General features: G+C 54.5%; 11 protein-coding genes. 1 reads left to right on the forward strand and 10 read right to left on the reverse strand.

Annotated features, from left to right (window positions below; translation table 11 throughout):
- Positions 1-174: 174 nt before the first annotated feature.
- From BN3772_RS22610 to BN3772_RS22650, 9 genes are all read right to left on the reverse strand, one after another.
- Positions 175-1,851 carry an ABC1 kinase family protein gene (locus BN3772_RS22610; RefSeq protein WP_042202417.1) on the reverse strand — a complete coding sequence of 559 codons (1,677 nt, stop codon included), beginning with the start codon at positions 1,849-1,851 and terminating at the stop codon, positions 175-177.
- Positions 1,852-2,238 carry a phasin family protein gene (locus BN3772_RS22615; protein WP_042202419.1) on the reverse strand — a complete coding sequence of 129 codons (387 nt, stop codon included), beginning with the start codon at positions 2,236-2,238 and terminating at the stop codon, positions 1,852-1,854.
- Positions 2,239-2,344: 106 nt separating this feature from the next.
- Entirely contained in the window at positions 2,345-2,977 is a 633-nt protein-coding gene (locus tag BN3772_RS22620) for a ThuA domain-containing protein (RefSeq protein ID WP_042202421.1), read from the reverse strand.
- 161 nt (positions 2,978-3,138) lie between these two features.
- Complete coding sequence (locus tag BN3772_RS22625) at positions 3,139-3,951, reverse strand: uroporphyrinogen-III synthase (RefSeq protein ID WP_042202422.1); 813 nt, start codon at positions 3,949-3,951, stop codon at positions 3,139-3,141.
- 91 nt (positions 3,952-4,042) lie between these two features.
- Complete coding sequence (locus BN3772_RS22630) at positions 4,043-6,022, reverse strand: methyl-accepting chemotaxis protein (protein WP_042202423.1); 1,980 nt, start codon at positions 6,020-6,022, stop codon at positions 4,043-4,045.
- A gap of 237 nt (positions 6,023-6,259) precedes the next feature.
- Positions 6,260-6,655, reverse strand: coding sequence for a Fur family transcriptional regulator (locus BN3772_RS22635; protein ID WP_042202424.1), 396 nt, complete (start codon positions 6,653-6,655; stop codon positions 6,260-6,262).
- 78 nt (positions 6,656-6,733) lie between these two features.
- Positions 6,734-7,828 carry a Ger(x)C family spore germination protein gene (locus BN3772_RS22640; protein ID WP_042202426.1) on the reverse strand — a complete coding sequence of 365 codons (1,095 nt, stop codon included), beginning with the start codon at positions 7,826-7,828 and terminating at the stop codon, positions 6,734-6,736.
- Positions 7,825-8,925 (reverse strand): GerAB/ArcD/ProY family transporter, encoded by a 1,101-nt coding sequence (locus tag BN3772_RS22645; RefSeq protein WP_042202428.1) that lies wholly within the window; start codon positions 8,923-8,925, stop codon positions 7,825-7,827. Before BN3772_RS22645 ends, BN3772_RS22640 begins: the two co-directional genes overlap by 4 nt.
- Complete coding sequence (locus BN3772_RS22650; RefSeq protein WP_042202429.1) at positions 8,925-10,292, reverse strand: spore germination protein; 1,368 nt, start codon at positions 10,290-10,292, stop codon at positions 8,925-8,927. Before BN3772_RS22650 ends, BN3772_RS22645 begins: the two co-directional genes overlap by 1 nt.
- A 149-nt stretch (positions 10,293-10,441) precedes the next feature.
- On the opposite strand from BN3772_RS22650, the gene BN3772_RS22655 reads away from it, so the two are divergent.
- Positions 10,442-12,007, forward strand: a complete 1,566-nt coding sequence (locus BN3772_RS22655; protein WP_042202430.1) for an FAD-dependent oxidoreductase — start codon at positions 10,442-10,444, stop codon at positions 12,005-12,007.
- Positions 12,008-12,113: 106 nt separating this feature from the next.
- On the opposite strand, the gene BN3772_RS22660 is transcribed toward BN3772_RS22655, so the two are convergent.
- Positions 12,114-14,339, reverse strand: coding sequence for an MMPL family transporter (locus tag BN3772_RS22660; RefSeq protein WP_086074719.1), 2,226 nt, complete (start codon positions 14,337-14,339; stop codon positions 12,114-12,116).
- Between the last annotated feature and the right edge of the window lie 167 nt (positions 14,340-14,506).

A 14,506-nucleotide genomic window follows, 5' to 3' on the forward strand; every position in this document is an offset into this window, starting at 1 on the left:
AAGAAGAAACGGCTTTGCCGTCCTGAACAGGACGGTATCCGTTTCTGCGCAAAATATAAGGATGATCTATAGCGTAGAACATATACATTCTTATATTCTTAGAAAGTTATCCTTCTTATTGTACTTGATCTTGGGGTCTTTGTGTAAATAGCTTGAAAATAATAATGGTACCGGCTAGAACCGCCCCGACTTAAAGATCGACAGCAGCAGCCAGATCACCATCAGCAGCGCAATAACCGAGCCGATCTCAACGGTCGGAAAATCCCACAGCAGCGACGGAGCGCCGCGCAGGGAGGTGCCGATGATCAGGCCGGCCATAATAATGCTGAAGGCCAGCAGCACAATGCTGAACGACAGGCGGTTGCCCACCCGGCTGAACTTGTGCTCCAGGTTCTTCAGCTCCGGCAGGCCGACCTCAACCTTCAGCTTGCCGCTGCTGATCAGCGCCGACAGCTGGCGGGCCTGCGACGGCAGCTCCACCAGGCTTTCGGCCAGGTCGGCTATTCCGCCGAGCAGCTTGCGCTGCACCCGGCTGCCGCTGAACCGCTGCTTGAGCAGCTGCCTGCCGAACGGCTCAGCCATCTGCACAATACTGAACGACGGGTCCAAATTGGCCACTACGCCCTCCAGGGTAAGCATCGTCTTGCCGAGCATAGCCAGATCCGGCGGGATGACCAGCCGGTGCTTGCGCGCGATGCCAAAAAGATCATTCAGCGCCTTGCCGATGCTGACCTGATTGAACGGAATATCGTAATAAGACTCGCGCAGCCGGTCCATATCATCGCGCAGGGCCGCACGGTCGGCATCCTCGGGAATAACCCCCAATCGCAGAATAGCGCGTACCATCGAATCGGTATTTCTGCGCATCAGCGCGATAATGAGCGCAGACAAGCTATCCTTCATCTCTTCGCTGAGCCGTCCGACCATCCCGAAATCAATCAGCGCCAGCTTGCCGTTATCCAGCAGCATCACATTGCCGGGATGCGGATCGGCATGGAAGAAGCCATGGATAAAAATCTGGTCCAGCATCATCTCGACCAGCTGCTGTGCCACGGTCTTAAGCTTCAGCCCGCGCGCAAGCAGCTCCTCCCGGCGGTTCAGCGTAATACCGCTGACGTATTCCATGGTCAGGACCCGGGCCGAGCTGAAGTCCCAGTAAATGGCCGGAATGGCCACCTTGCCTTTGGCCTGATCCGGCTGCTGAGCGGCGATACGCTCGGCGTTACGGCCCTCCTGGGCATAGTCCAGCTCGGCCAGCAGGGAGCGCGAGAATTCCTCGGTCATCCTTGCCAGCCCGTACTGCTTCGCCCAGTCCAGCTTTTTCTCAGCCAAAAGGCTTAAGTCCTGCAGTATCTCAAGATCCCGGTGCATCGTGCGTGTAACACCCGGACGCTGTATCTTAACCGCCACGCTCACTCCGCCGTGCAGCACAGCCCGGTGTACCTGGCCGATCGAAGCCGCGGCGATAGGCGTATTCTCAAAGGATTCAAAAACATCATGCAGCGGCTGGTCCAATTCCTGCTCTACAATGCTGCGTGCAGTCTCCGCCGGGAACGGCGGTACGCTGTCCTGCAGCTTAACCAGTTCAGCGATAATCGGCTCGGGCAGCAGGTCTGAGCGGGTGCTGGCAAGCTGTCCCAGCTTCACGAAGGTCGGCCCCAGATCCTCGAGTACCCGCCGGATACGCTCTCCGATCGTCAGGGCGGCATGCGTCTCATGGGTCATCATCCGGCGCGGCAGGGACAACAGATGATTGAGGCCCAGCTCCTCCACCATATAACCGAAGCCATGACGCATAAGCGCCATGGCAATGGTCCGGTACCGTCCGGCATGTCTGATTTTTACTGCCATTTAATCCGTACGCGTATCCGTCAGAATGTCTTCCCGGGTATCATCGGCAGAGACAGAATCTGAGGCAGGGGCTGCAGCGGTGCCGCCTTCCAGCTCGGCTACACGCCGCTCCAGGACAGCAATCCGGGCCTCAAGTTCTGCAATATCACTCTGCACGGGCACCTTCAGTTCCTTTAGCACCTTCTGTACCTGCTCCTGCACGGTGGTTTTGAATGCACCGCGCTCTTCTTCTCCGCGCTCCACAAGCCGGTCCACCAGCGCTTTGGATTCCGAGGGAGCCAGTTCCCCCCGTTTGACTAGCTCATCTACTGCCTTTTCAACCTTTTCTTTGCTGACAATGGTGAGGCCTACTCCTAGTGAGATTGCTTTTTTGAACAGATCGCTCATAGCTTTTTCCTCCCAAAGATTCCAGTTATGGATAAAGTATACCCCTTGACGGCCTATTTCACAAAATCCAGGCGGCAAGGGGCAAATGTTAAGCAGAACAATAAGATTATCTTGGAATGCGCGCCGCCCAGGTAGCTGCCTGCAGGATCAGCCCGCGGATGGCAGGGTGGCGGAAAGTCGGCTCATGATGGCCGGGCATCAGGAATACAACCCGTCCCTGCCCGTAGCGGTGGCACCAGGCTGCCGGGTAGGTCTCTCCGTCAGCCTCGTATTCCAGCAGCACTGTTTTTTCCGTGAACGGATCGAACTCAAAGCGGTAAGGCTCCTCATCGAGCTGGAAATCTTCAATGCCCTCTGTAATATCATGCTCACGCACTTTGAAGTTCAGCGGAGCGTACGGCGGATGGGTCGTAAACCTGGCTCCGATCAGGCCGGCCAGCTCGTACCGTTTCGCCAGCGAAATACCGGTATGCAGCACGATCAGCCCGCCTCCTCCGCTAACGTAACTGAGCAGACCCGCAGTCTGCTGGGGGGAGACCGTCTCGTTCCACAGCTCGTTATAAGCTATGCATAAATCGTATCCCGCCAGATGCTCGCCGAGCAGCAGCTTTTTATTCTCTGAACACTGAACGGTCAGCAGATCGTTCAGTATTTCGCCAATTTGTTGGTCCACACCCTGAAGAGGGTGAAAACGGGGATGGGTGTAGTCGCCCAGGAGCAGGCATTTTCTCTTGTCCATAGGATCCTCCTTCATGATTCTTGCAGCAGATTTTGTCATATACGTTGCTATTATTTTAAGGAAAACTGCCTTGGATGTCCATGATCATGGAATGTAAATTCTTATATTTCAAAAAACAATTCCCGCTCACCGGGAGCGGGAAAAGGCAGCCACATCTTGCCCTAGCGGCGGGCAGCCGCATAACGCCCCAGCTCAACGAACATACTGCCCATCCGCTCATGCTCAGGCATTACAATCCGCTCCACACCTTCCTCCTTCAGCGCCTGGGAGGTAATCTTGCCTACAGAAACGGCCAGCACCTCCTGCTCAAACGCATGCAGCAGCTGCTCAAGCTTCCCGTTCTCCCGTGCATATTCCGACAGGAAGCGGAACTGCGGTGCACTGGTGAAGGCTACAGCATCCACCTTTGCCTCAAGGATCTCACCGAGCAGCAGCGCAAGTGCGCCCGGCTCAGGGGGAGTATGACGGTAGGGCTGCACCTCCCGGACCGTCGCGCCCGCGCCTTCCAGCCAGGCGGTCAGCCGGGGCGCAGATTCACCGTGCAGCTGCAGTACAATTTCCTTTCCCTGCAGGTCATGGTCCTGCAGCCCGCGGATCAGACCACTGGTGCTTCCGTCATCATCACGCACGGCCGGAGCCAGCCCGCGCTTCTTAAGGGCATTGACCGTCTTATAGCCCCGTGCCGCAATAGGCGCAGCACCCAGAATTTCCAGAAAACGTCCGGCGTTCCCCATGGTCTCCGCCATATTAAACAGCGCATCCAGACCCATACCGGTAGTAAGAACCGACCAGCCGGGCGGCTGCTTGATCCATGTGTCCAGACCCTGGCGGAGTGCCTCGTCATCCAGAAACACCGTCCCCTGCGCAGGCCGGAGCAGCGGGATACCGCCCATATTCGCAACCAGCTTGGCCATTTCCTCCGATTTGCGCGGCCCTGCAAGGGCAACGGTCATTCCTTTTAACTGCTCTGCCATAAACTTAGCTCCCCCTCGTTAACCCTGCATTATTGTCTACCAGTATACTTGCAAAGGGTCTAAAAAGAAAAGCACGAAGCAGCCTCCGGTCCTAGGCATGCAGCTTGAAGCGGCTGACCAGCTTCTGCAGCTCCTCAGCCAGATGGCTCAAGTTAGCCGTCGAGGATGAAATCTCTTCCACCGCCGCAAGCTGCTCCTGGGCGGCGGCAGAGATCGTCTCTGTATTGGCCGCCGCCTCCCTCGAGATGCCTCCGATTTCGCCAATCGCCCGCTCCATGCTGGCCGCTTCGGCTGATAGGGTATGCACCGCACCGTTCATCGCTTCGATTTTCTCCGCAGCACCCTTTACAGCCCTGCGGATCCGCGAGAAGGAGCGGCCGGTGGTATCCACTGCCATAATGCCGTCCGACACCCGGCTTCTGGCATCCTCCATGGTTGCTGTAGCCTGCTTCATCTCACCGTTAATTGAAGAGACCTGCTCCGAAATCATCCGCGCTGATTTCTCAGACTCTTCAGCAAGCTTGCGCACCTCTGAAGCAACCACTGCAAAGCCGCGTCCCTGTTCGCCCGCACGTGCGGCCTCAATGGAGGCGTTCAGCGCCAGCAGATTGGTCTGGCGGGAAATGCCGGTAATGACGCCGGCAATTCCCTGAATCTGCTCCATACGCACATTCAGCGAATCAATGACACCACTCAGTTCCTCTACCGTTTCATGAATGCCGTTGATTTTGTCAACCACGCTGATGACCGATTCATTGCCTTCCGCTGCAGACAGCGACGTCTTGTCCATCATCGCCGATACCTGCTCCATGAAGCCGGAAATATGCTGGACCTCATGCGCAGTTGCCGCGGTGCTCTCTGTGCCCTTTTCGATGCTGTCCACCTGGCGCTCTGTACCTGCGGCAACCTCCTGGATGGCTACAGTCACATGCTCAATCGCCTTAGTCGTCTGATCCGCCCCGGCAGCCAGCTCCTCGGCAGATGAGGATACATCTTCCGTCATCTCCTGCACACTGATAATCATCCCGCGCAGACTGGCAACCATTACCCCGAAATTGTCGGCAAGCATGCCGATCTCATCCCGGCGGAACGCTCCGATATCCTGGGATAAATCCCCCTGCGCAATGACTGCCGTAGCCTTACGGAGTCTGCCGAGCGGCCGCAGAATGGATTGTACGTTGAAGTAGATCAGAATAAGGGCCAGTACAACCGAAACTCCGATGACTATAAAGGCTGTCCGGCGGATATCGGCGGTTGCGGCCGACACCTCATTCTTATCAATTGTTCCGCCGATTCTCCAGCCGGTCAGCTCATTTTGCATAAAGGTCATTTTTTTGTCCGAATCCTTATAGGTATAGTCAAAGGAGCCGGACCCTGCCTCAAACATCCTCTTCACAAACGGCTCAGAGGATTCCCGGCCGATTGTCTCTACCGGGTGGACCAGAAATTTCTTGCTGCTGTCCAGAATGAAAATGTAGCCCTGCTTGCCGACTTTAATACCAGTAAGCTCAGCCAGAGCCGACAGATCCAAATCCAGGGCCACTACCCCGTTACCGCTCCCCAGCACAGCCGAAATAGCAATCGCCATCTCATTGTTAACAGTCTGAAATGCAGGGGAAAGCACAGTGCCGCCGCCGTTCTTCAGTGCATTTACATAGGAATTCTCTTTGCGCGGATCATAGCCCTCGGGCCGTTCAGCCTCTGAGGCATGCAGTACCGCTGCCCGGCTGGTTCCCACGTAAATATCCAGCACATCCGGATGCAGTGCCGCATACTCCCTCAGCCGGGCTGTAATAGACGCCGCAGTCCCGGCAGCCTCCGCATTGACTGCATCTGCGGTCAGCTGAGCCGCGAAATATTCAATATCGTGTATTCTGGACTCTATGTTGGCATTGATAATCGCGTTGGCCGCATCTACACTTTCAGCAGCGCTGGTCACCAGCTGCTCTTCCACTTTGCCGCTGGCTGATTCGTAGGTCTGCCAGCCGATAATCAGGCTTGGTGCCAGAAGGACGAGCAGGTATGTAAGGGTAAGCTTCATACGGATATTAACGCGGAATTTTTTGCCCAAGGGGGTTCACGCTCTCTTTCGTTTAGGTCTTAAGTATGAGTGACTTGTCCATGTTATATAATTATATACCGCTGCTTAAAACCCTTTTTTTCAGCGGTAATTATTGTTATTCTACTAGAACATCTTATAATTTTTATATAAACGCAGCAAAAAAGACCGCCTTAATGAAAGCGGTCTTTTATTATATTGCTATTAGTCCGTCCTGCTTCTATTCGCCGTTTATACGTGTCCCCGGTCCTAATTCAGCTTTTTATTGCTGCATGCCGGGCACACGCCGCCAAACACGACATGGGCATGCGAGATTTTATATCCGGTCTCGGCAGCAACGCTGCTCATCCACTCCTGCGGCACATGGGTCATCACTTCGTCCACCGCACCGCAGACCTCGCACAGGATATGCTGGTGATCATCCATCTTGGCATCATATCTGCTGGCAGCCTCCCCCAGCTTCAGCTCACGGATCATCTGTTTATCAGCAAGATAGCGCAGCGAATTGTAGACCGTACCGTAGGCCAGGTTATGCCCCTGTTCTACCAGCCGGTTCATCACTTCTGCTGCAGTCGGATGGTCATGCGAATTACGGACGATATCATAAACGGCTTGCCGCTGTGAGGTTAAATTCAGGTTTCTCATCTTTATCATCCTTTAACTTATTTTTAGATCAAGTATAAATCCTGCTGCCTTCAGCGTCAATCAATCCGCCCGTCCATTTTACTTGATCAGCCCTGAGTACTTAATCCTGACATCAGCAGCAACCTCTAGTTTCAGGACCGGAAACAGCGCCGCCCATTCCTCTGCTTCCGTTTCGTTGTTCCAGTGTCTGGTCCCGTAACGCAGCCCCCACCCGAAGGGATCAAGCCGCTTCTTCTTTATTTTTTCAAGCAGCGCTTCTACCGACTGTTCCAGCGCCTCCTCGCCGGCATCCGATATTTGCTCCAGCAGATTATGGGTAATCAGCTCCTGGGTACTGTTCTCCTCCACAATGCCGTTAATCTTGATCTTATAGCGGACAACAGGCGCGCCCGGTTCGGACGATATAATTTTGTATGCGGACTTGCTGCTTTCTGTATAGTACTGGAATTCACTGTCATCCACCCTTGCCGGAAAATTGGTCCGCAGATCAGGCCGGGTCAGCAGATTAAACAGCCGTGATTCCTCCGGATTCAGAACCAGCTGCACCTTTTGTTTGTCCAAGAGGGCTATTTTGTCTATCCGGAACTGGGTCTCACCTTCAGCTTCAATAACCGGCAATATCGGGTCCTTGCCCTGCTCGTAAACATCCCTCATCAGCTGGTAGGAATAGACGCTTGCGATAAAAGGCGACTCCGTTCCCTGCCCGCTCATAGCCATAATCAGCGAATTGGAGGGAATCCGCTCTGACGGGGGCTTGACCTTAAGCACATCCAGCGCTTCCGGACGCCCGACGGCAAAGTTAAGAATCAGCTGGATATCCCTGCGCCGGACCGCCCAGTCCAGCACATGCCTGATATCGCGGCCGGCCAGCCCCTCACCTATGATGAGCGATTTGCAGTGCACATAGTCCAGCTCCTTCTCAACCCTTGATTTCATCAGGCGCAGCGCTTCAGAAATGCTATTTGATTCTTCCGTAATAATCTGCATCTTCTCATCGATCTTCGTTACTTCCCCCTGCGGGATGGCCAGCTTCAGGCTGACCTTGAAATCCTCTGCTTCGCCGGAGTCAATACCGATAGCAACCACAAAGATCCGCCGGTCAATATCCTTGTATTCGCAGCCTGTTGTAAGACACAACAGTACAACGCCTATGTAAAGCAGCAGCTTTCTCACGGATTCCGCCTCCTGTAAGCCACCGCATAGCAATAACACAGCAGCATAATCATTAACAGTTCCCCGAACCAGCGGGCATACAGAAACACAACGCCGAACTCATTGAGCTGGTATTGGTCAAGCCGCATTAGGATCAGGGTTATTCCGCTGAACATGCCGAGAATAGCCAGCTCCTGCCAGCCTGTACTCCGGTTCTTCGCCTGCTTGCGCGGGAACAGGCCGGTAAGCAGCTCCTTGCCGACATGCCAGTGAACCGTTACGCTGACCAGAGAAAGCGTGAGATAGGCAAAATAAAAAATAAACAGCATCCGTTCTATTAAAAAGGTATCGATCCGGATACTGTCTGCTGTTGAAAACCAGGTATAGACATGCTTCTCCACACCGATCGTCCCGAAATAACCTATAGGCACATAAAAGGTCAGCAGCAGTACAGCCAGCCCGTTAACGGCATAGACCCAGCTATGCTTCATTTTCATCTTGGGCAGCACCCGGTTAAAGATAGCCAGATTGAAATAGCCGCTGAACGAGAAGGTGGCGGCAGCAATGCTTTTCAGATCGGGTGCATGAGCAGAATAAGTCATGATCTGCAGCACGGAATCCCAGCTGAAATCCGGATTAACCAGCGCTTTGATAATCGCGTACAGAATGAGCGGCAGGATGATGGCCAGCAGCATCTCCATTCCGTACAGTACGGATAGGGAATCCATGCGCGCACAGAAGCATACAAGGACAAGAAAGCTGATAATCACAATCCCCGGGCCGGTATCCGGACTGACAAAACGCATTGTTATATCCACGAATGACAGGATCGTGATCAGCCCGGCAACACACCAGAGGGAGGCAAACATAATGATAAGCGGAATAATCAGCCCTTTCGGCAGAGCGGTTTCGAGAATATCCTGAATACTTTTGCCGGGAAACTTTGCAATCAGAATAGTGAAGACGGACAGAAAGGCGGTTCCGAGAACAGCAGCAACCAGGATCGATGTCTGCGCCCCCCTGAAACGGGCATCCAGCAGCTCCCGCGGGACAAAATTCAATATATTCAGCAGGCTGTTCATCAAAAACATCCAATACACGTAACGGCTCTGATTCATCAGCTTCTGCCGCCCTTCTGCGTGCCGGATGATCCCAGTCTGTCCAAAGCGAACATTTTGAAATACGGCTGGCCGAAGCTGCGCTGGCTGCATAGATACATGGTGAACCCGACCAGGCAAACTACGACACCGACCAGCCCAACTGCTGCGGCGGCTATAACAAACAGATATTTTAGGACACGGATCGAAAAGCTCATCATATTAAGCGGAATCATAAAATTAGAGATAGCTACAACGGATACGAGAATAATCATAATATTGCCGACCAGTCCTGCCGCTGTTGCCGCCTGGCCCAGAATGAGGCCGCCGACCGTCGTTGCCGTCGGCCCGATGGCCCGCGGCAGCCGCAGGCTCGCCTCCGTCAGAAATTCCATCATGACCAGCATGATCAGCACCTCTACAAAGGAGGGATAGGGCACGGTAGCCCGGCTGCCGGCAATCAGCAGTGCAATTTGCACACGCACAATCTCCGGATTGTAGGAGGTGAAGGCCACATACAGTGCCGGCAGCCACAGCGTCATGGCTACGCCCAGAATACGCAGCAGCTTCAGAAAGCGGCCGACGAAGGGCAGCTGAATTTTATCGTCCATCGCCACAAAGAAATCATTAAAGATTACCGGCAGCACGATGGCGAAGCCTGTTGTATCCAGCATGACGGCAATTTTTCCCTCTGCCAGATTAAAGACCACACGGTCAGGCCGCTCCGTTACAATCGTTTTTGGAAAAATGCGCACCTTGTCGCTGTTGATGTATTTTTCCAGCTCCCCGGCAGCCTGCAATATATCTACCCGGAGTGTACTCAGCCTCTCCCGCAGCTCATCAAGCACCTGATGATTCACCCGGCTGTCATCGTACAGAATCGCTGCCTTGGTTCTGGAAATGTTGCCGATCAGCATCGATTCCATCTTTAGTTCTGCCGACTGGTAGCGCCTGCGGATCAGGTTAAGATTCACTGCCAGATTTTCTGTCAGCGCATCTGATGGCCCCTGCGTTATGCTCTCCGTCATCGTCTGGCTGACACTGCTGGTCTCCGCCTTCAGTGCATCAAAGAATATAAACCGCTGCTCCACCTCCACGCAGGCATAGCCGCCGAGCATCAGGTCCAGCACCTGCTTGCTGTCCTTTACAGCCTCACTGCCCGGGTAATGCGCCAGATATTCCTTATAGGCTGCCGGATCATTCATCTCGTAAAAGGGTGCGATAATGCTGCGGTTAATGATCTGCGGATCAGTGATGCTTTTGACATACAGCAGCTTTACCGATCCTGCCGGCGCCGTCAGCTGCCTGTCCTCCAGGTCGGCGAAGTTGTCCAGCTGTCCCTTGATCCATTGCAGGGAAATCTCCTCCGCTTTCTGCTGTTCCGCCATCATTCATCCCCCCAAGCCGGGTTTCTCCGGTAGTAGTACCTTATTTTGACACATGGCGCCTGCTTTCATGCACCTGTACCTGCTCAGGTTTCTTTTGACGGGAGAGTGGTAATAAATGAAATGAATCTTGCACATGGAGGGATTATAGGATGAGTACAGATAATCAGGCACGGGATAACGGTTCCCAGGGTCTTCCCCAATTCCCGGAATCCCTGTGGAGAAGCACAACGGAGCTGCCTGCTTTTCCGAGGCTTGCGGAAGATCATGTTACCGATGTAGCCATTGTCGGAGCGGGGATCACCGGAATTACAGCAGCTTATCTGCTCAGCAAGGAGGGCTATAAGATCACACTGCTGGAAGCCGGCGAAGTGCTTGGCGGAACAACCGGATTCACCAGCGCCAAAATCACGGCTCAGCACGGCATGATCTATGCTGATCTTGTGAAGAATTTCGGGGAGGAGCAGGCCTGGGCCTATTACCAGTCGAACAGCGAGGCCATGAAGTGGATGATCCGTACAGCCGAAGAGCTGGAGCTTACCTGCGGCATGCATCCTGAGGATGCCTACCTGTATGCGGACAAAGACGATGATAAGACACTGAAGCAGTTGGAGCAGGAGTTCGAGGCTTACCGGAAGCTTGGGATACCGGGAGAGTGGGTGGACCACATTCCGCTGCCGCTGATGATAGCCGGAGCCATCCGGCTGCCGGAGCAGGCCCGTTTTCATCCCCTGCATTATCTGAAGGGATTGCTGCAGTTCGTGCTGGATAAGGGCGGTGTGGTCTTCGAGCACACTATGATCGGCGAAAAGGTGGACAAGGGAGACCGGATTACGCTGTACACCGAAGGCAGTGAACATCAGATCCGCTGCCGGCACGCCATTTCCGCCTCCCATTTCCCGTTCTATGACGGCGGCGGGCTTTATTTCTCACGCCTGCATGCAGAGCGCTCCTACTGTATTGCGGTCCAGCCGGAAACCGGTTTTGCCGGCGGAATGTATCTGAGTGCGGGTGAGCCTACCCGCTCGCTGCGTGCCGTGGAATGGAACGGGCAACACCTTGTCATCGTCGGCGGAGAGAATCACAAGACCGGACAAGGCATCTGCACCTTCGGGCATTACGAGAATCTGGAGCTGTTTGCCGGCGGGCTGCTGGGAAGCAGGCAGATTCCGTACCGCTGGTCGACCCAGGATCTTATCACGTTGGATAAAGTTCCTTATATCGGCAAGCCTGAGGAGGATGAAGAGATTTATATCGCTACCGGCTACGGAAAATGGGGCATGACGAACGGCACACTGGCGGCACAGCTCATCACAGACCAGATTATGGGCCGTGTTAACCGCTACAGCGGACTGTATGATCCGTCCCGGTTCAAAGCGCGCCCGTCCATCAAGAACTTCCTCGTGCAGAATGCCAATGTCGCCAAGGAGTTGGTAGCCGGCAAAGCGGAGATTGTCCGCAAGAAGACAAGTGAATTAGGCCCTGATGAAGGGGCTGTTGTCTTCCATGACGGCAAACGGGCCGGCGCCTACCGCGATCCTGAGGGCAGGCTGCATCTGGTAGACCGCACCTGCACCCATATGGGCTGTGAATGCGAGTGGAACAACGCCGAACGCTCCTGGGACTGTCCTTGTCACGGCTCCCGGTTCTCCTATGAAGGTGATGTGCTGGAGGGGCCGGCTACCCTGCCTCTCGCCAAGCTTGAAGCGGATGCCTGAATAAGGCTGCATATACAAAGACAGGGATGCCTGCAGGCCGCTATGGCCCGGGGCATCCCTGTCTTTAGTCTGGCAGGCAGTATGCCTTGGTTAGGCATCCGCCGGATTATTGTGCGCTGTTCTCGGACCGCGGCTCTTCATGCTTGCCGGGCCAGAATGCCCAGCGGCCGCAGAGCAGCGTGATCGCCGGCACCAGAAACGGCCGGACGATGAAGGTATCGAGCAGCACCCCGATGGCGGTAATGATGCCGAACTGCACCAGCACCTGAATCGGCAGGCTGGCCAGTACAGCAAACGTACCGGCCAGGATCAGGCCGGCGGAGGTAATAACCGCTCCGGTCTCATTAACCCCCTCGGCAATTGCCTGCTTCAGCGGCATCCGTTTACGCTTTTTCCAGATGCTTGAGATCATAAAGATATTATAGTCTTCGCCAAGCGCTACCAGGAACACGAAGGAATACAGCGGAATTGCCCCCTGGATCGCATCTGCACCCAGCAGATAATGAATAATAAGCCAGCCGAGGCCAAGCGCAGAGAAAAAGGAGAGAATAACGGTTCCCACCAGATAGACGGTTGCCGTCACAGACCGCAGGTAGACCAGCAGGAGTATCGTAATCATGCCGATAACAACCGGAATAATCAGGTCTGTATCACGCTCACCCAGCACTTTTGTATCATATTGGGTAGCAGTCTGCCCACTGACCCATACGCTGTCCTGTGCCTGAGCCTCTTCAAAGCCCGACTCCACCAAAGCCTGTTCTGCTGTATTCAGCAGCGCCGGAATATGGCTCATCGCCTCCAGGGAATACGGATTGTCTTTGAACTCCAGGTCAAAGCCGATAATCTGCGGATTCACCGCCCCCTGCTGCACTTCTGATACGGTGTCCACGTAGGAAAGTCCTCCAAGAATGGTCTTGAAATCCTCTCCGCTGACCTCTCCCTTAGTATCAATGATCAGCTTGGCCGGAGCCAGCTCGCCCGGGGAGAACTGCGTGCCGATCAGATCAAAGCCTTGCCGGGATTCCATGTCCTCAGGGAAGGAGGAAAGAATATCATAGGTAAACTTAATGCCGGTGGAGAAGGAGGCCAGTACCCCCAGGCCGATAATTGTTACGGCTACTATCGTCCAAGGACGGGAAACCACCAGGCCGCCGATGCCTTTTGAACCGGACTTCTTCGGCTTCGGAGCCGGCTTGCCCTTGGCTCTGGCACGTTCCTCTTCCATTTGCGGCGTACGCGGCACGAACGGAAAGAATGACATCCGCCCGAAGATAGCCAGCAGCGCCGGTACCAGCGTCAGGCTGGCAATGCCCATAATCAGAATGGACACGCTGAACGGAACGGCGAAGCGGTGGTAGGCCCCGTATTTGGCCAGCAGCAGAGCGAACAGCGCCAGTACAACGGTGAAGCCGCTCATGGCAATTGCCCCGGAGGAATGGCTGATTGAGCTCAGCAGAGCCCGCCCTTTATTCTCCTCTACCTTGAGCATCTGGCGGAACCTCGAAATCAGGAACAGGCAGTAATCTGTTCCTGCGCCGAACAGCAGAACGGTCATAATAGAGATCGCCTGTGAATCTACAGTAATCCAGCCCTCTCTGGCCATAAGGCCGAGCAGCGGGCTTGTGACCCCGTAAGCAAAGCCCACGGCCACCAGAGGAATCAGCGCCAGAATCGGTGAGCGGTAGATCAGCAGCAGGAATACAAGCACTAGCACTACTGTTGCAATCAGCAGAGAGACATCGGCATCTTCAAACAAGCCTGTAGCATCAATCGAAATGCCGACTGGCCCGGATACGCGCAGACTCAGTTCATTGCTGTCTACGCCTGCCGCAGCCGGATCACTGCCTGTTTCTTCACGGACCAGTGCCTTCAGCTCCGTTATACCCTCCCCCAGCTTATCACTGTCCGCCGACTTGTCGAACAGCACCGGTGTAACCAGTGTGCTGCGGTCCTCAGAAAGAGAAGCCTGCAGCGCCTGCGGCGGCAGCTGGCCCAGCGGAGGAACAAAATTCTGGGAGGGCAGCGGCTGCTGCTCCAGCTTACCGTATACCGCAATAATATGTAATAAGTCCTGCTCTGATAATCCTCCTTCCCTGTGCCATACCAGCAAGGCAGGGACGCCGCTGCCGCCAGGAAACTCCTGTTCAGCGACAACCGCTGCACGGACCGACTGTGAGTCCTCCGGAAGGTTCTGCGCATTGTTGACTACCTGTGAATTTACGGAAGGCCATAACAGCGTAAGCACTCCCACCAGCACGATCCAGATCAGCAATGTGATCCATTTTGTAATACGGCCAGCCACCCATTTCCCGTAGCCCGACATCCTGTTCATCCTCTCTTTGCCCCGGCTCTTCTCAAAAATGAGCCGCGGGTCATTTTCTCTCCATATCATATATACCCTGAAAATTTTAAGCAAATCTTTTTTTTGAAAATAGCGCTTCAAAGCTTAGCTTTGCCACTCTCCGCCAAATAAAAACACCGCCCCTGTGAATACAGGAG

Origin of the sequence: Paenibacillus camerounensis (assembly GCF_000723885.1) — a bacterium.
Classification (GTDB): Bacteria; Bacillota; Bacilli; order Paenibacillales; family Paenibacillaceae; genus Paenibacillus_AQ; species Paenibacillus_AQ camerounensis.